Origin of the sequence: Luteimonas terrae, assembly GCF_031457535.1 — a bacterium.
GTDB lineage: Bacteria > Pseudomonadota > Gammaproteobacteria > Xanthomonadales > Xanthomonadaceae > Luteimonas > Luteimonas terrae_A.
In genome coordinates this window covers 1-20,294 of sequence record NZ_JAVDWO010000018.1, presented here as the reverse complement: position 1 = coordinate 20,294, position 20,294 = coordinate 1, and the positions used below count along the sequence as shown (strand labels likewise).

At 69.2% G+C, this 20,294-nt stretch carries 20 protein-coding genes; 8 read left to right on the top strand and 12 right to left on the bottom strand.

The genetic code is table 11. The features are described 5' to 3' along the window. Nucleotides 1-7: 7 nt before the first annotated feature. The 4 genes from J2W68_RS16960 to J2W68_RS16945 all read right to left on the bottom strand — a co-directional run bounded on the left by J2W68_RS16960 (nucleotide 8) and on the right by J2W68_RS16945 (nucleotide 5,624). Nucleotides 8-2,827, bottom strand: coding sequence for a serine/threonine-protein kinase (locus J2W68_RS16960; protein WP_310238311.1), 2,820 nt, complete (start codon nucleotides 2,825-2,827; stop codon nucleotides 8-10). 9 nt (nucleotides 2,828-2,836) lie between these two features. After that, nucleotides 2,837-3,406: an ECF-type sigma factor gene (locus tag J2W68_RS16955; RefSeq protein ID WP_310238309.1), complete on the bottom strand. Its 570-nt coding sequence runs from the start codon at nucleotides 3,404-3,406 to the stop codon at nucleotides 2,837-2,839. A 60-nt stretch (nucleotides 3,407-3,466) separates the two neighbouring features. Further along, nucleotides 3,467-4,279: a bifunctional DNA-formamidopyrimidine glycosylase/DNA-(apurinic or apyrimidinic site) lyase gene (gene mutM / locus J2W68_RS16950; RefSeq protein WP_310238307.1), complete on the bottom strand. Its 813-nt coding sequence runs from the start codon at nucleotides 4,277-4,279 to the stop codon at nucleotides 3,467-3,469. Nucleotides 4,280-4,367: 88 nt separating this feature from the next. Beyond that, nucleotides 4,368-5,624: a 6-phosphofructokinase gene (locus tag J2W68_RS16945; protein WP_310238305.1), complete on the bottom strand. Its 1,257-nt coding sequence runs from the start codon at nucleotides 5,622-5,624 to the stop codon at nucleotides 4,368-4,370. A gap of 122 nt (nucleotides 5,625-5,746) precedes the next feature. Here J2W68_RS16945 and J2W68_RS16940 point away from each other — a divergent pair, with 122 nt between their 5' ends. The 3 genes from J2W68_RS16940 (at nucleotide 5,747) to J2W68_RS16930 (ending at nucleotide 8,455) form a co-directional block, all read left to right on the top strand. Next, nucleotides 5,747-6,325, top strand: coding sequence for an adenylate kinase (locus J2W68_RS16940; RefSeq protein WP_310238303.1), 579 nt, complete (start codon nucleotides 5,747-5,749; stop codon nucleotides 6,323-6,325). Between the two features lie 137 nt (nucleotides 6,326-6,462). Next, on the top strand, nucleotides 6,463-7,830 hold the full coding sequence (mpl, locus tag J2W68_RS16935; RefSeq protein ID WP_430539767.1) for a UDP-N-acetylmuramate:L-alanyl-gamma-D-glutamyl-meso-diaminopimelate ligase: 1,368 nt from the start codon (nucleotides 6,463-6,465) through the stop codon (nucleotides 7,828-7,830). A 31-nt stretch (nucleotides 7,831-7,861) separates the two neighbouring features. Beyond that, nucleotides 7,862-8,455, top strand: a complete 594-nt coding sequence (locus tag J2W68_RS16930; protein WP_310238299.1) for an LON peptidase substrate-binding domain-containing protein — start codon at nucleotides 7,862-7,864, stop codon at nucleotides 8,453-8,455. On the opposite strand, the gene J2W68_RS16925 is transcribed toward J2W68_RS16930, so the two are convergent. Then, nucleotides 8,423-10,441, bottom strand: coding sequence for a bifunctional DedA family/phosphatase PAP2 family protein (locus J2W68_RS16925; RefSeq protein WP_310238297.1), 2,019 nt, complete (start codon nucleotides 10,439-10,441; stop codon nucleotides 8,423-8,425). The two genes, J2W68_RS16930 and J2W68_RS16925, sit on opposite strands and share 33 nt — an antisense overlap. Before the next feature lie 207 nt (nucleotides 10,442-10,648). Here J2W68_RS16925 and J2W68_RS16920 point away from each other — a divergent pair, with 207 nt between their 5' ends. Further along, nucleotides 10,649-11,329 (top strand): serine/threonine protein kinase, encoded by a 681-nt coding sequence (locus J2W68_RS16920; protein ID WP_310238295.1) that lies wholly within the window; start codon nucleotides 10,649-10,651, stop codon nucleotides 11,327-11,329. A gap of 37 nt (nucleotides 11,330-11,366) precedes the next feature. Here J2W68_RS16920 and J2W68_RS16915 read toward each other — a convergent pair whose 3' ends face one another. Further along, the gene (locus J2W68_RS16915) at nucleotides 11,367-12,098 is read right to left on the bottom strand and encodes a hypothetical protein (protein WP_310238292.1); all 732 of its coding nucleotides are present in this window, start codon (nucleotides 12,096-12,098) and stop codon (nucleotides 11,367-11,369) included. Nucleotides 12,099-12,205: 107 nt separating this feature from the next. Here J2W68_RS16915 and J2W68_RS16910 point away from each other — a divergent pair, with 107 nt between their 5' ends. From J2W68_RS16910 to J2W68_RS16900, 3 genes are all read left to right on the top strand, one after another. After that, nucleotides 12,206-13,024, top strand: a complete 819-nt coding sequence (locus J2W68_RS16910; RefSeq protein ID WP_310238289.1) for an SDR family oxidoreductase — start codon at nucleotides 12,206-12,208, stop codon at nucleotides 13,022-13,024. A gap of 295 nt (nucleotides 13,025-13,319) precedes the next feature. After that, nucleotides 13,320-14,546: an acetylornithine transaminase gene (locus J2W68_RS16905; RefSeq protein ID WP_310238287.1), complete on the top strand. Its 1,227-nt coding sequence runs from the start codon at nucleotides 13,320-13,322 to the stop codon at nucleotides 14,544-14,546. Next, nucleotides 14,527-14,994: an HIT family protein gene (locus J2W68_RS16900; RefSeq protein ID WP_310238284.1), complete on the top strand. Its 468-nt coding sequence runs from the start codon at nucleotides 14,527-14,529 to the stop codon at nucleotides 14,992-14,994. The genes J2W68_RS16905 and J2W68_RS16900 overlap by 20 nt, the downstream gene beginning before the upstream one ends. Here the strand turns inward: J2W68_RS16900 and J2W68_RS16895 are convergent. Genes J2W68_RS16895 through thiE form a run of 4 tightly spaced genes read right to left on the bottom strand, consistent with a single transcriptional unit; the run spans nucleotide 14,979 to nucleotide 18,434 of the window. After that, entirely contained in the window at nucleotides 14,979-15,599 is a 621-nt protein-coding gene (locus J2W68_RS16895) for an HAD-IA family hydrolase (protein WP_310238282.1), read from the bottom strand. The genes J2W68_RS16900 and J2W68_RS16895 overlap by 16 nt on opposite strands. Continuing rightward, the gene (locus J2W68_RS16890; protein WP_310238280.1) at nucleotides 15,596-16,492 is read right to left on the bottom strand and encodes an ion transporter; all 897 of its coding nucleotides are present in this window, start codon (nucleotides 16,490-16,492) and stop codon (nucleotides 15,596-15,598) included. The genes J2W68_RS16895 and J2W68_RS16890 overlap by 4 nt, the downstream gene beginning before the upstream one ends. Next, complete coding sequence (gene hemL / locus J2W68_RS16885; protein ID WP_310238277.1) at nucleotides 16,489-17,784, bottom strand: glutamate-1-semialdehyde 2,1-aminomutase; 1,296 nt, start codon at nucleotides 17,782-17,784, stop codon at nucleotides 16,489-16,491. Before hemL ends, J2W68_RS16890 begins: the two co-directional genes overlap by 4 nt. 23 nt (nucleotides 17,785-17,807) lie before the next feature. Then, nucleotides 17,808-18,434, bottom strand: coding sequence for a thiamine phosphate synthase (gene thiE, locus J2W68_RS16880; protein ID WP_310238274.1), 627 nt, complete (start codon nucleotides 18,432-18,434; stop codon nucleotides 17,808-17,810). A gap of 76 nt (nucleotides 18,435-18,510) precedes the next feature. On the opposite strand from thiE, the gene J2W68_RS16875 reads away from it, so the two are divergent. Beyond that, on the top strand, nucleotides 18,511-18,702 hold the full coding sequence (locus tag J2W68_RS16875; protein WP_430539766.1) for a rubredoxin: 192 nt from the start codon (nucleotides 18,511-18,513) through the stop codon (nucleotides 18,700-18,702). A gap of 64 nt (nucleotides 18,703-18,766) precedes the next feature. Here the strand turns inward: J2W68_RS16875 and J2W68_RS16870 are convergent, their stop codons facing one another. Further along, on the bottom strand, nucleotides 18,767-19,612 hold the full coding sequence (locus J2W68_RS16870) for a SirB1 family protein (RefSeq protein ID WP_310238267.1): 846 nt from the start codon (nucleotides 19,610-19,612) through the stop codon (nucleotides 18,767-18,769). Nucleotides 19,613-19,657: 45 nt separating this feature from the next. Continuing rightward, nucleotides 19,658-20,107, bottom strand: coding sequence for a DUF192 domain-containing protein (locus J2W68_RS16865; RefSeq protein WP_310238428.1), 450 nt, complete (start codon nucleotides 20,105-20,107; stop codon nucleotides 19,658-19,660). Nucleotides 20,108-20,294: the final 187 nt, after the last annotated feature.

The following is a 20,294-nucleotide window of genomic DNA, read 5'->3' as shown; positions in this document are numbered from 1 at the left end:
CAGCGCGTCAGCGGCGTGCGATCAGTGAGCCGCAGCGCCGTCGGGCCGCGTCGATTTCCCGAGTAATCGCGCCGCCTTCGGGCTGCGCCGTGCGCACCTGACTAGCGAGTACCGCGAGATCATTGCGTGCAGTGGCGGCGCCAGGCGCGGCGCATCGCAGGGCTGCGGCATGGGCGCGTGCCACCCATGCGATCTTGCGCAGTTCGCTGTCGTCGGGCGGCGTGCGTGCGAGGCGGTCCAGTCCTGCCATCGCATCTGCATCGCCGGCGTCGGCGGCGATGCGATCGCGGGAAAGCGCCGCGCGCAGTGCGTTGGGATGCTGTGGGCCGTAGGCCGCTGCGGTGATGGCGGCCGCGTCTTCGAGATCACGGGTGCCCGCGCCGGGTTCGAGCGCAGCCTCCACTTCGCCGAGCATGCGCAGCGTGTCACCGACCAGCCCGTGCCTTGCGCCAAAGCGTGCGCGGCGTAGGGCAAGCGCTTCGAGCAGGAGCGGTTTCGCCTCGGCCTGGCGGCCGATGGCATGCAGCACCATGGCGTGGTTGAACAGGCCGTCGGCGAGCATGGCGTTGGGACTGGTCTGGCGCCAGATGTCGACCGTGCGGGCCAGCGATTCGAGCGCGGCCGCTTCGTCGCCGCGCTCCCAGGCCACGATGCCGAGGCTGTTGTGGATGCGGGCGACATCGGCGTGGCGTGCACCCAGCCGCGCGACGGTCCAGACCAGTGCATCACGGAATTCCGCATCGGCTTCGGCGAACCGCCCCTGGTCGACGTGCAGGGCGGCGAGCTGCCGGCGTGCATCGAGCGTCGCCGGATGCCGCGCGCCATGCAGGTCAAGCGCGAGCGCCAGCGCCTCACGGCAGCTCGCCTCGGCCGGACGCGTCCGCCCGTCCGCGCGCAGCAGCGCGCAGCGGGTGCGCAGCAATTCGACCGCCAGCGGATGCCGCGCATCGAGACGCTGTCGCAGCCGTGCGAGGGCGGCGTCGGTGGCTGCGAGCGCCGCCGTGATTTCGCCGGCGGCACTGTGCAGCGAGGCCAGATCGGCGAGGCTTTCGATCGTGCCGGCTTCGTCCGGGACCGGGCTGTCGCGCCGCAAGGCCAGGGCGCGGCGGAACAGCAGGCGCGCGGCGTCCGGCTCGCCGATGTCGCGTCGGCCGCGCCCCAGCTGCGTATAGAGTTCGGCGGCCTGGCGCGGCAGCACCTGTTCGCGCTGCAGTGCCAGCGACTGCTGCGGCTGCATCCAGGCGATCGCATCGCGTGGCCGGCCCAGCAACCGCAAGGTGCGCCCGTGATCGCTGGCCGATTGCAGGCGCAGGCTTGGGGGCGGATCGGGCATGCCGCGCACCAGCATCGACTGGCGCTCGAGCAGCGCCAGCGCCTGCTCGTAATCGCCCAGTCCGAGCCGCAGTCGCGCGATCACGCCATAGAGTTCGGCGCGGGCGACCGGCTGGTGCGCCAGCTCTGCATCGCCCCGCTGCACCCCGGCCTCCAGCAGCTGGCGGATGTCGAGCGGTGCACCACCGGCCGAGGCGCCGGCCTGTTCGAACAGGCCGACGACGAAATCCTGCATCGCCTGAGCGCGTGCCGATTCCTCGATCGCCTGGTTCGCCTGCCAGGTCACCGCGACCATCGATGCGACCAGGGTCAAGGCCACCAGCGTCGCACTCGAGACCGCCCAGCGATGCCGGCGCAGGTATCTGCCCACGCGATACGACAGGCGTTGCGGCCGTGCGAGGATCGGCCTGCCCTCGCGCCAGCGGCGCAGGTCGAGCGCGAATGCTTCGACTGATGCGTAGCGATCGGCAGGTGCCTTCGCAAGTGCGCGCAGCACGATGGTGTCGAGGTCCCCGGCGATCGCACGCGCCATGCGCCGGCGCTGCAGCGGCTCCACGCCATCCTCCGTGCCGCGCAGCAGCGTCTGCGATGGCCGGGGCGGATCGGCGTCGAGAATCGCCTGCTCCCACTGCGCATCGCTGGCGCGCGCGGGCTGGTAGGGCTTGCGTCCGGCGAGCAGTTCGTACAGCACCACACCGAGCGAGTACACGTCGGTCATCGTCGTGACCGGTTCTCCGCGGATCTGCTCGGGTGCGGCGTAGTGCAGGGTGAATGCGCGCAGGCCGGTGCGCGTGGCCTCCGATGCCTGGCCGGAGGTGTCGAGCAGCTTGGCGATGCCGAAATCGAGCAGGCGCACGTCGTCGAGTGCGGTGACGAGGATGTTCGACGGCTTGAGGTCGCGGTGCACGATCAGGTTGGTGTGCGCGTGGCTCACCGCGTCGCAGACCTGCAGGAACAGCCGGATGCGGTCGGCGACCCCGGGCTGATGCCGCCTGCACCAGTCGGTGACCGGCTCGCCGTCGATGTAGTCCAGGGCGAGATAGGGCTGCTGATCGATGCTGATGCCGGCATCGAGCAGGCGCGCGATGTGCGGATGTTCCAGGCGCGCGAGGATCTGCCGCTCGCGGGTGAAGCGCAGGCGCAGGTCGGGATCGGCCAGTCCCGGCCGCAGCAGTTTCAGCGCGACCCGGCGCTCGTACAGGCCGTCGGCGCGTCGCGCGAGCCACACCTGGCCCATGCCGCCTTCGCCGAGCAGGCGCTCGAGTTCGTAGGGGCCGACATGGCGGCCCGGCAACATGCCCGACAGCGCGGCGACGATCGGCTCGGCGAGGAAATCCTCGCGATCGGCTTCCAGCGCCAGCAGGGCTTCGAGTTCGGCGGCGAAATCGGGATCGCCCTGGTGCAACGTGGCGAGCGCCGCGGCGCGCCCATCGGCGTCGAGTTCGAGCAACGCATCGAGGGCCGGGGACAGCCGCTGCCAGCGCGCGCTGTCCATGCGCAGCGCTCAGTCTTCCCGCAACGACGCCAGCAGATACATCCGCGCCTTCTGCCAGTCGCGCCGGATGCTGCGCTCTGATCGCTCCAGAAGCGCGGCGATCTCCAGTTCCGACAGGCCGGCGAAATAACGCAGCTCCACCACGTGGGCGAGGCGCACATCGACCGCGGCCAATCGGGTCAGCGCGATGTCCAGCGCCAGCGTGTCCTCGTCCAGCCGCAGGCCGCTTTCGAAGTTCTCCGGCAGTTCGGTCACCCGGTGCAGATCACCGCCACGCTTCTGCGCCAGGCGTTGCCGCGCGTAGTCGACGACGACGCTGCGCATCGCAGAGGCGGCATAGGCGAAGAAATGCGCGCGGTCATCGAAGCGCGCTTCGTGACGGCCGATCAGTTTGAGGTAGGCCTCGTGCACCAGCGCGGTGGCATCGAGCGTATGCCCATGCTGGCCGGCGAGCTGGCGCCGGGCCATCTGGTGCAGCTCCTGGTAGAGCGTGGCGAGCACGCGATCGAGCGCGTCGCGATCGCCGCCGCGCGCGGCATCCAGCCACTGGGTGATCTCGGCAGTCTGACTCTCGCTCATGACCCGCCCTCGTCCCGCGCCGCGACTATAGCGCTTATCCAGTGCCGTCGCGGCCGGCCCTCAGCGCTGGCAGCGGGGGCACCAGACGGTGGCGCGCTGGCCCACCAGTGCCTGCCGGAGCGAGGTGCCGCAGGCCGGGCACGGCAGGCCGCCGCGTCCGTAGGCGGAGAGTTCCTGTTCGAAGTAGCCGGGCGCACCGTCGGGGCTGATGAAGTCGCGCAGCGTGGTGCCGCCGCGATGGATCGCGTACGCCAGGATCCGCTTTACCTCGGCGGCCAGTCGCGCATAGCGTTCGCGCGAAATGCGCCCGGCGTCGCGCACTGGCGAGATGCCGGCGGCGAACAGCGCCTCGGCCGCGTAGATGTTGCCCACGCCGACGACGATGCGCTGGTCCATCAGGAAGGTCTTCACCGGCGCCCGGCGGCCGCGACTGGCGAAAAACAGATGGTCGCCATCGAAGACATCGTCGAGCGGTTCCGGACCGAGATCGCGCAGCAGGGCATGGGTTTCGCCGCGCGGCTGCCACAGCAGACAGCCGAAACGGCGTGGATCGTTGAAGCGCAGTACCTGGCCGGAATCGAGTGTCATATCGACATGGTCGTGCGCACGCACCGGCACGTCGGGATCGAGCACGCGCAGGCTCCCGGACATGCCCAGGTGCAGCAGCGCGCTGCCGGCATCGGTGTCGAGCAGCAGGTACTTCGCGCGTCGACGGATCGCTTCGACGCGCTGCCCGGGCAACACGCTCGAGACTTCGCCGGCGATCGGCCAGCGCAGGTCCGGCCGCCGCAGCACGACGCTGCGAATCGTGCGGCCGAGCACATGCGGCGCCAGGCCGGCGCGGGTGGTTTCGACTTCGGGCAGTTCGGGCATCGGGACCGGCGGCGTGCGGGGACTGGTCTGTATCGGGCGCGCGCGGCCGGTTTCAATGTGCCGGGCTGAACGCCGCGCCGAACAGGCGTCAGCCGGTCCAGTCCGGCAGGCGCCTTGGCACGGCAGGCGCATCGACCGTCACGTACTTCGGCAGCCCGTCGCGGCCATATGGCGGCGGCGCCTCGCCGCGGATCAGCGGCTCGAGATAACGCCGCGCAGCGGCGGTGATGCCGAAGCCGTCGCGGCGGATGAAGCCGGCCGGCATGATCTTCTCGTGGTTGGCCACCTTCTCCAGCGGCGCGGCCTCGATGGTCCAGCGGTAGGGCGACTCCGACGTGCGCTTGATCGACGGCATCGTCGCGTTGCGGCCGGCGAGCGCGAACTGCACCGCCGCGCGTCCGACCGCCATCGCCTGGTCGACATCGGTCTTCGACGCCACGTGCCGTGCCGAGCGCTGCAGGTAATCGGGCAGCGTCCAGTGCACCTTGTAGCCCAGCGTGTCCTTGACCCGGCCGGCGAGATGCGAGGCCACGCCACCGAGCTGGGTATGGCCGAACGCATCCTGGCCGCCGCCGGCATCGGCGACGAAGCGTCCGTCCTTGTCGCGAATGCCTTCGCTGGCGACGACCACGCACCAGCCCACGCGCTCGACGACGCGTTGCACCTGGGCGAGGAACGCGGCCTCGTCGTAATCGCGTTCGGGGAACAGGATGATCTGCGGTGCGTCATCGGGACCCTGCCCGGCCAGGCCTGCCGCCGCGGCCAGCCAGCCGGCATGCCGGCCCATGGCCTCGTAGACGAACACCTTGGTCGAGGTATCGGCCATCGCGGCGACGTCGAGCGCGGCTTCGCGCACCGAGACCGCGGTGTACTTCGCCGCCGAACCGAAACCCGGGCAGCAGTCGGTCACCGCGAGATCGTTGTCGATGGTTTTGGGCACGCCGATGCAGGTCAGCGGATAGTCGAACTGCGCGGCGAGTTGCGAGACCTTGAGCGCGGTGTCGGCCGAATCATTGCCGCCGTTGTAGAGGAACCAGCGCACGTCGTGCGCGCGCAGCACCTCGATCAGGCGTTCGTATTTGGCGCGGTCGGCCTCGATCGACTTGAGCTTGTAACGGCACGAGCCGAATGCGCCGCCCGGTGTGTGCGCGAGCGCGCGCACCGTGGCCAGCGGAATCTTCGACGCATCGACCAGATCCTCGCGCAGCGCGCCAAGAATGCCGTTGCGCGCCGCGAGTACCTTGACGCGCCGGCTGCGCGCCTCCTGCAGCACCGCGGACGCGGTGGCGTTGATGACGGCGGTGACACCGCCGGACTGGGCGTAGAGCAGGGTTCCGGACGTCATTGCGCGTGTCCTTTCAATGGGTCGTGGCGGGATACGGTAAGCTGGCGCGGCCGTCTGCCGCCGTGTCGTCCGAGTGTACGTCGGGGCGGTGGCGCGATTCCCCACAGTTGCAGGAGCGTTCGATGCGTTTGGTTCTTCTCGGTGCGCCCGGTTCGGGCAAGGGCACGCAGGCGGCGCGGTTGAAGGACCATCTGCGGGTGCCGCACATCTCCACCGGTGATCTGCTGCGCGCCGAAGTGGCGGCCGGCACGCCGCTCGGCCTCGAGGCCAAGGCGATCATGGCGCGCGGTGATCTGGTGTCCGACGAGATCCTGCTCGGCATGCTGGAAGACCGCTTCTCACGCGACGACACGGCCTCGGGTTTCATCCTCGACGGCTATCCGCGCAATCTCGCCCAGGCTGCCGCGCTCGACGCGCTGCTGGTGAAGCTGGGTACGCCGTTCGACGCTGCCGTGCAGCTGGAAGTGGACAACGAGCAGATCATCGCCCGTCTCGCCGGCCGCGCCCAGGCCGAGGGCCGCGCCGACGACAGCCCCGAATCCGTGCGTCACCGTCTCAACGTGTACGACCAGCAGACCGCGCCGGTGATCGCGTTCTATCGCGATCATGACCAGCTGACCGTCGTCGACGGCGTCGGCTCGCTCGACGCGGTGTTCGACCGCATCGTCAAGGCGATCGGTCGGGAGCAGGCGGCCGCCTGAGCGCAGCGGCGGCAGGGTCCGGGCGGGTCCTGCGAGCATGCCGACCGCGTCCCTCACCCCATTCCTCTCCCAGGGGGAGAGGGGGAGACGGTGCCGGGCATGCATGACTTCGCCGCTTGTCTTCTGATCGTCCAGGAATCGGCTTCGTGAAACTTCATATCTTGGGTATCGCCGGCACCTTCATGGGCGGCGTCGCCGCGCTCGCGCGCGAACTCGGCCACGCGGTCGAAGGCAGCGACCAGGCCGTGTACCCGCCGATGTCGACCCAGCTCGAAACGCTGGGCATCACCCTGCATCAGGGCTACGACCCGGCGCACATCGGCGACGACGTCGACCAGGTCGTCGTCGGCAACGCGCTCTCGCGCGGCAATCCCGCGGTGGAAGCGGTGCTCGATGCCGGACGCGCCTACACCTCCGGCGCCGAGTGGCTGCGCGACAACGTATTGCCCGGTCGCGAAGTGCTCGCCGTCGCCGGCACCCATGGCAAGACCACGACGACGACCATCCTGTCCTATCTGCTCGAAGCCGCCGGCCGCGCGCCGGGGTTCCTGATCGGAGGCGTCGCCGAGGATTTCGGCGTGTCGGCACGCATCGGCAGTGGACGCGAGTTCGTCGTGGAAGCGGACGAATACGACACCGCCTTCTTCGACAAACGCAGCAAGTTCGTCCACTACCGGCCGACGGTCGCGATCCTCAACAACCTCGAGTTCGACCACGCCGACATCTTTCCGGATGTCGCCGCGATCCAGCGCCAGTTCCACCATCTGGTGCGCACGGTGCCGGCGCGCGGACGGTTGATCGTCAACGGTCACGACGCGCGTCTTGACGAAGTGCTGGCGATGGGCTGCTGGACGCCGGTGGAGCGCTTCGGTTTCGATGCTGCATTCGAGTGGTGCGCGGTGAAGCGCAGCGACGACGGCAGTGTGTTCGAGGTGCTGCGTGATGGCGCGTCGATCGGCACGGTCGAATGGCCGCTGCTCGGCGACCACAACGTGCTCAACGCACTTGCCGCGCTCGCCGCCTGCGCGGCGGTCGGTGTCGATATCACGTCACTGTTGCCTGCACTCGCGGCGTTCCGCAGCGTCAAACGGCGGATGGAAGTGCTCGGCACGGCGCGCGAGATCACCGTCTACGACGATTTCGCCCATCACCCCACCGCGATCGCGACCACGCTCGCCGGCCTGCGGGCCAGGGTTGGCGATGCGCGCATCGTCGTGGCGATGGAGCCGCGCAGCAATTCGATGCGTCTGGGCGCGCATGCGGAGGCGCTGGCGCCGTCTCTCGATGTCGCCGATGCGGTCGTGTTCCTGCATCGCCCGGAACTGGCGTGGGATGCCGGTGCGGTCGTGGCGGCCGTGCGCGGCGAAGCGCACGCGGTCGCCGATGTCGACGCGCTGCTGGCCGAACTTGGCGCGTGCGTGCAGCCTGGCGACCATGTGGTCTTCATGTCCAACGGCGGCTTCGACGGCGCGCCGCGTCGATTCGCGCAGCGTCTGCGCGACTGAGCGTTCGCATCGGCCTGCGTACACTGGGCGCATGCACGACGACACCTCATTGCCGCTGTTTCCGCTGCGCACCGTGCTGGTGCCCGGCGCCGCGCTGGGCCTGCGCGTGTTCGAGCCGCGCTATCTCGATCTCGTCCGCGAGTGTGGTCGCCGCGGCAGCGGTTTCGGCATCTGCCTGATCCTCGACGGCGATGAGTCCGGTGCGCCGGCGACGCCCGCCGGGGTCGGCACCGAAGCGCGCATCGAGGATTTCGACACCGGCCCCGATGGCCTGCTGACGCTGCGCGTGCGCGGCGCGCGCCGCTTCCACGTGCGCCGCACGCGGGTGCGCGACAGCGGCCTGATCATCGCCGATGTCGACTGGTGCGCCGCCGATCCGGTGATCGATCTGCAGCCCGAGCACGCGCTGCTCGGCGTGGTGCTGCGCAAGATCCTCGAACACATCGACGGTGCGGACCAGGCGTTCCCGGAGCCGCACTTCGACGATGCGGCCTGGGTGGGCTGGCGGCTCGCCGAACTGTTGCCGCTGGAGCAGCCGCACCGCCAGCAGCTGCTGCAATTAGACGATCCGGACGAGCGGCTGGAAACCCTGCTACGGCTGGTCGACGTCGTCGACGACGACTGAGCCGGCGGTCGTGCGCACCCGCAGCGTCGGCACACCCGACTGCGGATGCACCTCCTCGCGCGACGGGAAGGCGTCGAGCACCTCACGCAGGCCGCGGTGCACGCCGTACGCATCGGGCTGGGGCTGCCACAGGCCGAATGCACCGAACGGGCGGGTATAGAGCATCGACTGGCTGGTACCCAGCCACAGCTCGGCCCCGTTATCGAGCACTGCCGGTGCGCGCCACAGGCGCAGCACTTCGACCCGGTCGGCGTCACTGTCGCGGCGCATCAGCAGGCTTTCGGACAGCGTATCCAGCGTCGCCGGCAACACCGGCTGTTCGACCTGCGGCACGCTGTCATCGAGTAGATTGAGCACGCGCATCCAGTCGGCCTGCGCTTGTACTCGCCAGCCCTGGGCTTCGAGCTGCGCCTGCAAGGGACCCAGCGGGCCGGCGATCTGCAGGTCCAGCGGCCAACGATGGGCCGGGTCGCGCTCGCGCAGCTGGCCGGGCAGTCGGGTCCAGTCCGATGCCCACCAGTCCTGCGCCGACAGCGTGACCGTCGAGGGCTTGGGCGCGAACTTCGCGAGCAGCGGATCCACCGCGCGCGGCGCGTGCCACAGCGCGGCCACGGCAAAGGTGATGTAGAAGATCGCCGCGACCGGCCGCATCCAGAACGAGCGCTCGACGTGGCGCCGGTAGGCGATGCCCAGCACCAGCAGCCAGACCACGCCGAGCAGCATGCCGCCGACGATGTCGCTGAGCCAGTGCGCGCCGAGATACAGCCGCGCGAAGCCCAGCACCGCCACGACCACAGCCGACACCAGATACGGCCATACGCGCGTGCGCCCCGGCAGCTCGCGGGCGATCAGCACGGCGAAGAAGCCAAACACGATCGTGCACAGGGTGATCTCGACCGCCGGGAAGCCGAAGCCGCCGTGCACGGTGGGCGGCTTGGGCATGTCGATCACCGCGCCCAGCAATGCGGTCAGCGCCATGCCGAAGGCCAGCGCGGCCAACCAGTGCGCGGCGCCCAGCCAGCGGCGGCGCCAGATTAGCCATGCCAGCGTCAGCGCGACCGCGGGGCCGAGCACATGCACATCGCCGATCGAGGCCAGCCCGGCCATCAGCCGGTCGGCCAGCGGATTGCGCAGCTCGTACATGAACTGGAACACGGTCTGGTCGATCAACAGCGGCTCGCCGCGCATGATCACCGTGGCCAGCAACCCGAAGCAGGCCCAGCCGATGGCCAGCAGGCAGACCGCCAGGATCGCCAGCGAGGCCGATTCCGGACGTTTGGGATCGACCAGCGCGATGGCGTAGCGCCCCAGCCAGGGATGCGCGCGCGACCATGCGAGCAGGCGCGCCAGCAGGGAGTTGGCGTGCGCGTCGAACCAGCGGTAGCTGTAGATGACGATCGCCCAGGCGAGCGCCAATACCGCCAGCAGCGCGCCGAGTACCAGTGCCAACCGGTCGGCGACCGCCGCCACCGCGTCGTAGGACGCGCCGAACAGCCAGCCCGGCGCCAGGAACAGAGCGGCCCAGGAGATGCAGGCTGCGACACTGATCGGCAGGTACTGGCGCAACGGCATGTGCGCGATGCCGGCGATGGCCGGCACGAACGGGCGGATCGGACCGACGTAGCGCGCGATCAGGATGCTCTTGATCGCATTGCGCCGGAACACCAGTTCGCTGCGGTCGAGCAGCTGCGGGTACTTGCTGAAAGGCCACACGGTGCGCAGACCGTGGCCCCAGCGGCGCCCGACCCAGTAGCTCACACCATCACCGGCCATCGCGCCGAGCGCGGCACAGGCCACGGCGTAGGGCCCGGAAATTTCGCCCAGACCGATCAGCACGCCGATCGCGAACAGGATCGGCAGGGCCGGGACGATCGCGCCGAGGATGATCACCGAATCGCAGAAGGCGATCAGGAAGATCACGAAGCCGGCCGCGACCGGGTGGTTGCCCACCCACGTCACCAGGCTGTTGAAGAAGTCAGTGAGCATCGACCAATTATGACAGCGGTCGATGACCGTCCCCGGACCGCGCCGGTCGGACGGCTGTCGGCGAAGCCGCAGCCCAGCGATGCGGGCGCCGGCGCTCAGACCGCGTCACGCAAGCGTGCGGGCCAGGGGGCGGGCCGCTTTTGGAGTGAAGCGTGCGGCGCCGGTGACCAGCCGCCTGCCCATGGCATCGCTCCGTACAATGAGGCGATGTCCGCACCCGATGCCAAGGCCCCCGGGCCCACCGAAGCGCAAGCGCTGAAGTCCGACAGTTTCGGCCGCATCTCGCTGATGCGCGGCGCCGATGGCGGCCTGTTCGTGCGCCGTGACCTGCGCCACGTGCCGTTGTGGCTGCGGCTGCCCGCGTGGTGGCTGGCGCGGCGCGAAGCGCGCGGACTCGCGGCGGTGGCCGGCATGCAGGACGTGCCGCAGCTGATCCAGTGGAACGGGCGCCAGCTCGATCGCAGCTACATGCCGGGCGATGCGATGTACCAGCGCCCGCCGCATGGCGATCTCATTTATTTCCGCCGCGCGCGCCGCTTGTTGCAGGGCCTGCATCGCCGCGGCCTCGCCCACAACGATCTGGCGAAAGAGGCCAACTGGCTGGTGCTCGACGACGGGCGCCCGGCGATCATCGATTTCCAGCTCGCGGTGCGTGGCGATCCGCGTTCGCGCTGGATGCGGCTGCTGGCGCGCGAGGACCTACGCCACCTGCTCAAGCACAAGCGCATGTACTGCCGCGCGTCGCTCACGCCGGTTGAAAAGCGCGTGCTCAAGCGCACCTCGTGGCTGCGCGATGTCTGGTTCCGCACCGGCAAGCCGGTTTACCGCGTGGTGACGCGGAAAATCCTGAAATGGGAAGACAACGAGGGGCAGGGGCCCAAGCCCTGAGCCCGCCCGGGCTCGCGCTTACGTCAGCAGGCGCGGCTCATCGCGCTTCGCGCAACGCGATGACGCTGCGGCCCTCGTAGTGGCGGTCGGCGTCGAAGTCGTAACCCAGTTCCAGTGTGCCGACGTCCGCGCAGGCATGGCAGGTGCGCATGGGCACATCGAAACGCAGGCGCACGCCGCCGGCGGGCAGCGCCTCGCTGCCGACCGCCTGCGCCGGCGCGAACGGCATCGCATCAGGATGCGCATCGAGGAACGGCTTGAGTTCGCCGCGCAGCCGCACCGCGCCCGCGGGCAGCACGTTCTCGTCGATATCCACCGCGCGCCCGTCGCTATCGACCAGCCACAGGCCCTGGTTAGTGTTGGCGCGGAATGGGTAGGTGATCTCGGCATGGCCGACGCCCTCGACCTCGCGCCAGGCGCTGACATGGCCCGGGTTGCCGAGCGCGATCAGTCGCGTGCTGGCCGCCAGTGCCTCGGGCGAGGCGCCTGCGGCGCGCATCGTCGACAGCAGGCAGTCGTCGACGCCTGCGGCGCCGGTGCGGCAGGTCGAGAGATCACCCTGCCAGACCGACTTCGCGCTCACCACCAGGTCGCCGTCGGCTGCGTCGGCGAGATCGTGGGAGACCTCCGTCGGCGGTGAGGCATCGGCGGACGCGGGCGCGGGCGTGTCCGCGGCGGGCATGGGCGCGACAGGCGCAGCGACCGTCGGCGCGGCATCGCACGCGGCCAGGGTGAGGGCGAACAGCGCGAGGGCGACAACGTGGCGCATCGGCGGATCCTGCGGCGGGAGAGGCGTCAGTATCGCGCCGCTGACTGAACGTGTCGGAGACCCCGCGCGCATAATGGCGACGACTCCATCGCAGCCAGGACCGCCGCATGTCGACCCTCGCCGGCAAGACCCTTTTCATCACCGGCGCCTCGCGCGGCATCGGACTGGCGATCGCCGAACGCGCCGCGCGCGACGGCGCGAATGTCGCGATCGCCGCCAAGTCAGAGGTCGCCAATCCCAAGCTGCCCGGCACGATCCACAACGCCGCGCGCAGCGTCGAGGCGGCCGGTGGCCGGGCGCTGGCACTCAGGTGCGACATCCGCGAGGAGGACCAGGTGCGCGCCGCCGTGGCCGCGACGGTCGATGCCTTCGGCGGCATCGACATCCTCGTCAACAACGCCAGCGCGATCTGGCTGCGCGGCACGCTCGATACGCCGATGAAGCGTTTCGACCTGATGCAGGGGGTCAATTCCCGCGGCAGCTTCCTGTGCGCGCAGGCCTGCCTGCCGCATCTGTTGAACGCGCCGAACCCGCACATCCTGACCCTCTGCCCGCCGCCGTCACTGGACCCCAAGTGGTGGGCGCCGCATACCGGCTACACGCTGGCGAAGATGGGCATGAGCTTCGTCACGCTGGGGCTCGCCGCCGAGTTCGGGCCGCAGGGCGTCGCGGTCAATGCGCTGTGGCCGCGTACGCTGATCGGCACCGATGCCCTGAACATGATCCCAGGCGTCGAGCGCGGCAACGGCCGCAGCCCGACGATCATGGGCGATGCCGCGCATGCGGTGCTGGTGCGCGAGGCGGCCGGTTTCCACGGCCGCTTCCTGATCGACGACGAGGTCCTGGCCGAGGCCGGCATCACCGATCTCGACACCTATGCGATCGACCCCGCGCAGCCGCTGATGCCGGATCTGTTTCTCGACTGAGCGTGTCACAAGGGCTTTTCTTTCCGAACCCAAGCGCATCGCCGCCTGGTCCCTTTGGGAGAAGGCGGATGAGGGCGCTTCCGGATGTCGCCGCCTGGAGCCAAAGCACGCATCCGACTCGCGTTGCGCAACGAACTCTGCCGAAAGGAGCGGTGGGCACCACCTTCCAGCTCGGACGCGACACGCGTCTGGTCTCCACGGAGGTGGCCGGGCGGGAGTTGCGCCATCTGATGACCACGTGAGTCGCACCCACCCCCGTACAATCGGCGCCCCACGCCTGTCGAAGCCGCCGTCCATGTCCTCCGCCGCCGATCTCATCGCCCTCGCCCAGCGCCATGTGCTGCCCGTCTACCGGCCACGCGAACTCGTGCTCGAGCGCGGCGACGGCGCGCGCGTCTGGGACAACGCAGGCCGCGAGTACGTCGACCTGTCTGCCGGCATCGCCGTCTGCGGCCTCGGCCACAACGATCCTGATCTCGTTGCCGCGCTGGTCGAACAGGCCGGCAAGCTGTGGCATACCAGCAACGTATTCTTCAGCGAACCGCCGCTGCGGCTGGCTGCGGAGCTTGTGGACGCCAGCGGCTTCGCCACGCGCACCTTCCTGTGCAATTCCGGCACCGAGGCCAACGAGGCGGCGATCAAGCTCGTGCGCAAATGGGCCACCGCGCAGGGCCGCAGCCCCGAGCGCCGGGTCATCGTGACCGCGCGCGGCAGCTTCCACGGCCGCACGCTGGCCGCGGTCACCGCGACCGCGCAGCCCAAGTACCAGGCCGGTTACGAGCCGCTGCCCGGCGGCTTCCGCTACGTCGACTTCAACGACATCGCCCAGCTCGACGCCGCGATGGCCGATGGCGATGTCGCCGCCGTCATGCTCGAACCCGTGCAGGGCGAGGGCGGGGTGATGCCGGCCGCCGACGGCTATCTGGCCGCGGTGCGCGCGCTGTGCGACCGCCACGGGGCGTTGCTGGTGCTCGACGAGATCCAGTGCGGCATGGGCCGTACCGGCACCCTGTTCGCGCATACCCAGGACGGCGTCGTCCCTGACATCGTCACCCTGGCCAAGGCGCTCGGCGGTGGCTTTCCGATCGGCGCATTGCTGGCCGGCCCGAAGGTGGCCGAGGCCATGCAGTTCGGCGACCACGGCACCACCTTCGGCGGCAATCCGCTGGCCGCTGCCGTCGCGCGTGTCGCGCTGCGCAAGCTGGCGTCGCCGGAAATCGCCGCGAACGTGACGCGCCAGTCGCGCGCGCTGCGCGACGGTCTCGCCGCGCTCGATGCCGAGTTCGGCCTGTTCTCGGAAGTCCGCGGCCGCGGACTGATGCTCGGCGCCGTGCTGCGCCCCGAGCATGCCGGCAAGGCCGCGACGATCCTCGACCACGCCGCGCGCCACGGCCTGCTGATGCTGCGGGCCGGCCCCGATGTGCTGCGATTCGTGCCGGCGCTCAACATCACCGACGCCGACATCGCCGACGGCCTGGCGCGCCTGCGCGCGGCGATCGCCGATGCCGTCGCCGCCGGCTGAGTCCATCGCGTACGGCTGCGCGTTCTGCGCGATCCTTGCGGGCAAACTCCCCGCGAGTCTCGTCCACCAAGACGACCAGGTGGTCGCCTTCATGGACCTGCGGCAGGCGGTGCCCGGGCATGTGCTCGTGGTGCCGCGCCAGCACGTCGAAACGTTGTTCGACCTGGACGAAGACACCGCCGCGCAGCTGATGCGCGTTGCGGTCCGCATCGCACGCGCGACCGGTCGCGCCTTCGCGCCGGACGGCCTCAACCTGTGGCAGTCCAACCGCGAGGCCGGCGGCCAGGAAGTCCCGCATGTGCATCTGCACGTGCAACCGCGTATGTCCGGTGACGGATTGATGCGGATCTATCCGGCTGCGCCGCCTGCGCCAGCGGCCCGCGCCGTACTCGATGGGCTCGCGATGACGTTGCGCGCGGCGCTCGACAGGCTTCAGGCCAGACCGTAACGCCGCAGTAGCTTCCGCATCGACCGCGCGTCGACGACCGTGTCGGCGTGTAGGCCCGCCACCCGTGCGCCCTGGACGTTGACGAACAGGTCGTCCACGAACAGGGTCTCCTGCGCGCGCGCGTCGAAGTGTGCGAGGGCCTTGTCGAAGATCGCGCGGTCCGGTTTGCGCACGCCCAGCGCGCCGCTGCACAGCACGCGGCCGTCAAGCAGAGGGAACAGCGGCGCGACGATGCGGGGCATGGCGTCGAGCAGCAGTGCGCCGTTGTTGGTGAGCACGCCGATCTGCGCCCGCGAGGCCACTGCCGCGACAAGTGCCAGCACCGCGGGATCCGCCATCATCGCGGCGACCCGGGCGTCGATCCACGTGGCGGGATCGATCCTGCAGCCGAGCCCGTCGCCCAGCCGTTGCAGATAGGTCGCGGTACCGAGCGCGCCGCTGTCGTAGGCGCGCTCCAGCCCGGAATCGAACAGCACCTCGGCCACGCGGGCCGGGGTGCAGCCGGCGACGCGCGCCAGAGACGCGAGCCGGGCGTGGCGCGAGTAGCGCGCCAGCACGCCATCGAAATCGAACAGCACCAGCCGCACCGGCGGCGGGGTTTTCACGGCGTCGGTTCTTCCGGCGGCAAGCCGCTGCCGCAGCGGCGGCAGTGCCAGGCTTCCTGTTCGTGGTCCTGCAATCCGCATTCGCGGCAACGCACGTGGCGCCGCTTCGGGCGTAGCGTACTGGCGAGTTCCGCGGTGTAGATGCCGGTCGGCACCGCGATGATGCTGTAGCCGATCAGGATCAGGATCGACGTCACGAAGCGCCCGAACGGGGTGCCCGGCGAAATGTCGCCGAAGCCCACGGTGCCCATCGTCACCACGGCCCAGTACATGCCGGTCGGGATGCTGGTGAAGCCATGCTCGGGGCCTTCGACCACGTACATCAGTGCGCCGAAGATCACGACGATGGTGATCAGCGCGCACACGAACACCGAGATCTTGCGCCGGCTGCGCGCCATCGCGGTGATCAGCACGCTGGCCTCGCTGGAGTACTGCACCAGCTTGAGCACGCGAAACACGCGCAGCAGCCGCAACACGCGGATCACCAGCAGGTACTGGCTGCCGGCGAACAGCAGCGACAGATAGCTGGGCAGGATCGCCAGCAGGTCGATGATCCCGAAGAAGCTCGTCGCATAGCGCAGCGGTCGCCGCACCGCCCACAGGCGCAGGCCGTATTCGATGGTGAACACGATGGTGAACGCCCACTCCGCTGCGAGCAGCGCGGAATGCCAGCGGTCTTTCACTGCCGGTTCGCTGTCGAGCAGCACCACGATCACACTGACCAGAATGGTGACGATCAGCGCAATGTCGAAATTGCGCTCGGCGGGCGTCTCGTGGTGGAACAGCAACCGGTACATCCGGTTGCGCAGTCCATCGGGGCTTGCAGGCAGCAGGTCGCGCTCGAACGGATTGGCGCGTTCGTCGCGTTCCGTCTCGGGCGCGGGCGCGCTCATGCGGCTGCCAGTTCGGCGAACGCGCCGCGCGCGGCCTCGAGCGTCGCATCGATCACGGCGGCGTCGTGGGCCGACGACATGAAGCCGGCCTCGAATGCCGAAGGCGCCAGGAACACCCCGCGCTCAAGCATCGCGTGGAAGAAGCGGTTGAACGTGGCGGTATCGCAGGCGACGGCTTGGGCGTAGGTATCCACATACGCCTCGTCAGTAAAGAAGAGGCCGAACATGCCGCCGACACGCGTCGTGGTGAAGGGCACGCCGGCATCGCGCGCGGCGGCTTCCAGACCGTCGCACAACGCGTTCGAGCTGGCTTCGAGCGCGTCGTGGAAACCGGGCGCGGACACCAGCTCCAGCATCGCCAGGCCCGCCGCCATCGCCACCGGATTGCCGCTCAGCGTGCCGGCCTGGTAGATCGGCCCGGCCGGCGCGATCTGTTCCATCAGGTCGCGACGTCCGCCATAGGCACCGACCGGCATGCCGCCGCCGATGATCTTGCCGAACGTGCTGAGATCCGGCGCCACGCCGTAACGCGCCTGCGCGCCGCCCAGCGCGACACGGAAGCCGGTCATCACTTCGTCGAAGATCAGCAGCGCGCCATGCTGCGTGCACAGATCGCGCAGGTGCTGCAGATACCCGTCGCGCGGCGGCAGGCAGTTGGCATTGCCGACGACGGGTTCGATGATCAGGCCTGCGATGTCGGCGCCTACCTCGTCGAACAGCGCGGTCGCTGCGTCGAAATCGTTGTAGGGCAGGGTCAGGGTCAGATCTGCCAGCGCTTTCGGCACACCCGGCGAGGTCGGCACGCCCAGGGTGAGTGCGCCACTGCCTGCCTTGACCAGAAACGAGTCGCCATGACCGTGGTAGCAGCCCTCGAACTTGACGATGCTGGTGCGCCCCGTCGCGCCGCGCGCCAGTCGGATCGCCGACAGTGTGGCCTCGGTGCCTGAGTTCACCATGCGGACCATCTCCATCGATGGCACCAGCGCGGTCAGGCGCTCGGCCATCGTGATCTCCGCTTCGGTCGGCGCGCCGAAGGACAGGCCGTCACCGATCGCGCGCTTGACCGCCTGGCGCACGCTCGCGTGGTTGTGACCGACGACCATCGGCCCCCAGGACCCGACGTAATCGATGTAGCGGTTGCCGTCGACGTCGAACAGGTACGGGCCGTCAGCGCGCTGCACGAAGAACGGTTCGCCGCCCACCGACTTGAATGCGCGCACCGGCGAATTGACGCCGCCGGGCAGCAAGCTGCGGGCGCGTTCGAACAGGGCATGCGAGCGGGACGTATCCATGGAGACTCCAGAAGGAAGAAGATTCAAAGGTCGAACGCGGCGCGATAGGCGTGCGCGGCGGACGCCGGATGGCGCGCGGCGAAGACGCCGCTGATGACGGCGACCAGATCGGCGCCGGCGGCTGCGAGCTGCCGGGCATTCTCCGGCGTGATGCCACCGATCGCCACCCGCGGCACGCCGAGCGTCTGCGCATCGCGCAGCAACGATTTGCGCGCGACGCGTGCGTCGGGCTTGGTCGGTGAGGGGAAGAACGCGCCGAACGCGACATAGCTCGCGCCGGCCTCCACCGCGCGCCGGGCCAGCGTGAGGTCGTCGTAGCAGGAAGCGCCGAGGATCGCGTCGGCGCCCAGTGCCGTGCGTGCGTCGATGAGCGCACCGTCGTCCTCGCCCAGATGCGCGCCATCCGCGCCAAGATCCGCCGCAAGCTGCCAGTCGTCGTTGACGATCAACGGCACGCCGGTCGCGCGGCACAGCGGTAGCAGGGCCTGCACCTGTGTCCGGCGCAGCGCGGCATCGGCGTGTTTGTTGCGGTACTGCAGCCAAGTGGCATGCGGCAGAACGGAAGTGACCTGGGCCAGCAGCTGCGCGGTTTCGGCGACGTCGGGTGTGAGCAGATACAGGCCGCGCGGTGCGGACGGGGGTGCGTTCATCGACGTGGGTTCCGGTGGGGGGAGCGCGATGGGACAATGCGACACTGTTTCCAATGCCGCATATGGTCATTATCCGATGAACGATCCGACGACGCAGGGCGCCTTCCAGACCTGGATGTGCGTAGTCTGCGGTTTCATCTACGACGAAGCCGTCGGCATTCCTGACGAGGGCATTGCCCCGGGCACGCGGTGGGCCGATGTGCCCGAGACCTGGACCTGCCCCGACTGCGGCGTCACCAAGGACGATTTCGAGATGATGGTGCTCTGAACTGGACCACTGAGCGCTTCGTCGATCCCGGCGCTTGCCGCGCTGGGTCCCGCTGACACGACATCTAATGCGCGCGGTCGCGCGCGCGTCCGATCTGAACCAGTTGCTCACGCACCGCATCCACATCGGCCGCATCCGGATACCGCATCACGTAGTTCCGCAGATCCTCGCGCGCGCCGGTCACGTGGCCCAGCGCCAGATACCCCAGTCCGCGGTCGCGCAATGCATCGGGCGCATCCCTCGACAGTGACAGCAGCCGATCGGCGCAGCGCACGGCGCGCGCCCAGTCTTCCGCTTCGGCGTAGGTGCCATGCAGATTGCGCAGCATGCGCATCAGCATCATCCGGGGCGTTGCCGGGCGCAGCAGCCCGGCCAGCGTGTCGTCGTCCGGCGGCCCACCGTCGACGTGCGGCGAGGCGCGGGACCGCAGTTCCTCGATACCCAGCGGACGACCGCCGTTGAACGGGTCCATCACCAGCATCCCGTCGCCCACCGGCAGGCTGACGAGAAAGTGGCCCGGGAAGGAAATGCCTTCCAGGGCTACGCCGAGCCGGCGCGCGACGTCCATCTGCACCACCGCGAGCGTGATCGGATTGCCGAGCCGGCGCTCGATCACCTCGTTGAGATAACTGTTGCGCGGATCGTAGTAGGCATCGTGGTTGCCGGCATAACCGGCTTCCTCGAACAGATACCGGTTGATCGCCTGCATCTTCAGCGGCGTCGGACCGATAGCATCGACTTCGATCTGCAGGTGGCGCGCATGCGCCTGCAGTACCGCGTCGCACCGCGCGACATCGAGTGCTGGGTATTCGTCGCGCGCAATCAGCAAGGCACAGGCAAACAGCGGCATCGCCGTGTCAGGGGTGCCCGATAACGACGCCCAGTCGGGCAGCTCCAATTCCGCACTCATGATGTCGACGTCCGCATGGCGATCCAGTCGTTCGAAACGCGTGGATCAGGGCACCGGGATCGACGGCGACAGCATGAGCGTCTCGCCGTCCTTCAAGCCGATCCGTTGCGCTTCCCCTGCGTTGAGTTCGAGGACATAGCGCGCAGGGCCTTCGCTCGGATACGAGGGGCAACGATTGCCGCCGGAGCACGGCGGGACATCGCGCTGCTGTGACACCAGTCTGCGGGCATCGTCGAAATAGAGGATGTCGAGCGCGATACGCGTGTTCTTCATCCAGTAGGCCTGCGGCGCCTCGCTGTCATGGATGAAGAGCATCCCGTGTCCGTCCTCAAGCGTGTCGCGGAACATCAACCCACGTGCGCGCGCCTCGTCGGTCGCGGCGATTTCGACGGTGTAGCGGTTGCCCGCAAGTTCGACCCAGTCCCCGCCGCTGGCACACGCGGGCAGCAGGAAGGACGCAAGCACAGAGAGCAGAAGAAGACGAAGAGCGCGCATGGCAACACCACCAGGAGGGACGGCCCCCACCTTCGGCAAGCGCTCTGCGAGCGTCAAGAAAAAAATCTTGTGCGAAGGGTTCCCAAATCCAATGCATCTATGCATAATTCGCGCCCCGCTTGACGGGCTGCACTTCGGGGCAGCGGTTGAAGCGGGACGAGAACGACAACAGCCTTCACGCGGTGTT

Bases quoted from the DNA above. Each gene is read 5' to 3' on its own strand.
- J2W68_RS16960 (WP_310238311.1), bottom strand. From the start codon at position 2,827: ATGGACAGCGCGCGCTGGCAGCGGCTGTCCCCGGCCCTCGATGCGTTG.
- J2W68_RS16905 (WP_310238287.1), top strand. From the start codon at position 13,320: ATGTCCTCCGCCGCCGATCTCATCGCCCTCGCCCAGCGCCATGTGCTG.
- J2W68_RS16890 (WP_310238280.1), bottom strand. From the start codon at position 16,492: ATGAGCGCGCCCGCGCCCGAGACGGAACGCGACGAACGCGCCAATCCG.
- mutM (WP_310238307.1), bottom strand. From the start codon at position 4,279: ATGCCCGAACTGCCCGAAGTCGAAACCACCCGCGCCGGCCTGGCGCCG.
- thiE (WP_310238274.1), bottom strand. From the start codon at position 18,434: ATGAACGCACCCCCGTCCGCACCGCGCGGCCTGTATCTGCTCACACCC.
- J2W68_RS16900 (WP_310238284.1), top strand. From the start codon at position 14,527: ATGCCGTCGCCGCCGGCTGAGTCCATCGCGTACGGCTGCGCGTTCTGC.
- J2W68_RS16875 (WP_430539766.1), top strand. From the start codon at position 18,511: ATGAACGATCCGACGACGCAGGGCGCCTTCCAGACCTGGATGTGCGTA.
- J2W68_RS16865 (WP_310238428.1), bottom strand. From the start codon at position 20,107: ATGCGCGCTCTTCGTCTTCTTCTGCTCTCTGTGCTTGCGTCCTTCCTG.
- J2W68_RS16920 (WP_310238295.1), top strand. From the start codon at position 10,649: ATGTCCGCACCCGATGCCAAGGCCCCCGGGCCCACCGAAGCGCAAGCG.
- J2W68_RS16930 (WP_310238299.1), top strand. From the start codon at position 7,862: ATGCACGACGACACCTCATTGCCGCTGTTTCCGCTGCGCACCGTGCTG.
- J2W68_RS16870 (WP_310238267.1), bottom strand. From the start codon at position 19,612: ATGAGTGCGGAATTGGAGCTGCCCGACTGGGCGTCGTTATCGGGCACC.
- J2W68_RS16910 (WP_310238289.1), top strand. From the start codon at position 12,206: ATGTCGACCCTCGCCGGCAAGACCCTTTTCATCACCGGCGCCTCGCGC.
- J2W68_RS16945 (WP_310238305.1), bottom strand. From the start codon at position 5,624: ATGACGTCCGGAACCCTGCTCTACGCCCAGTCCGGCGGTGTCACCGCC.
- J2W68_RS16955 (WP_310238309.1), bottom strand. From the start codon at position 3,406: ATGAGCGAGAGTCAGACTGCCGAGATCACCCAGTGGCTGGATGCCGCG.
- hemL (WP_310238277.1), bottom strand. From the start codon at position 17,784: ATGGATACGTCCCGCTCGCATGCCCTGTTCGAACGCGCCCGCAGCTTG.
- J2W68_RS16940 (WP_310238303.1), top strand. From the start codon at position 5,747: ATGCGTTTGGTTCTTCTCGGTGCGCCCGGTTCGGGCAAGGGCACGCAG.
- J2W68_RS16925 (WP_310238297.1), bottom strand. From the start codon at position 10,441: ATGCTCACTGACTTCTTCAACAGCCTGGTGACGTGGGTGGGCAACCAC.
- J2W68_RS16915 (WP_310238292.1), bottom strand. From the start codon at position 12,098: ATGCGCCACGTTGTCGCCCTCGCGCTGTTCGCCCTCACCCTGGCCGCG.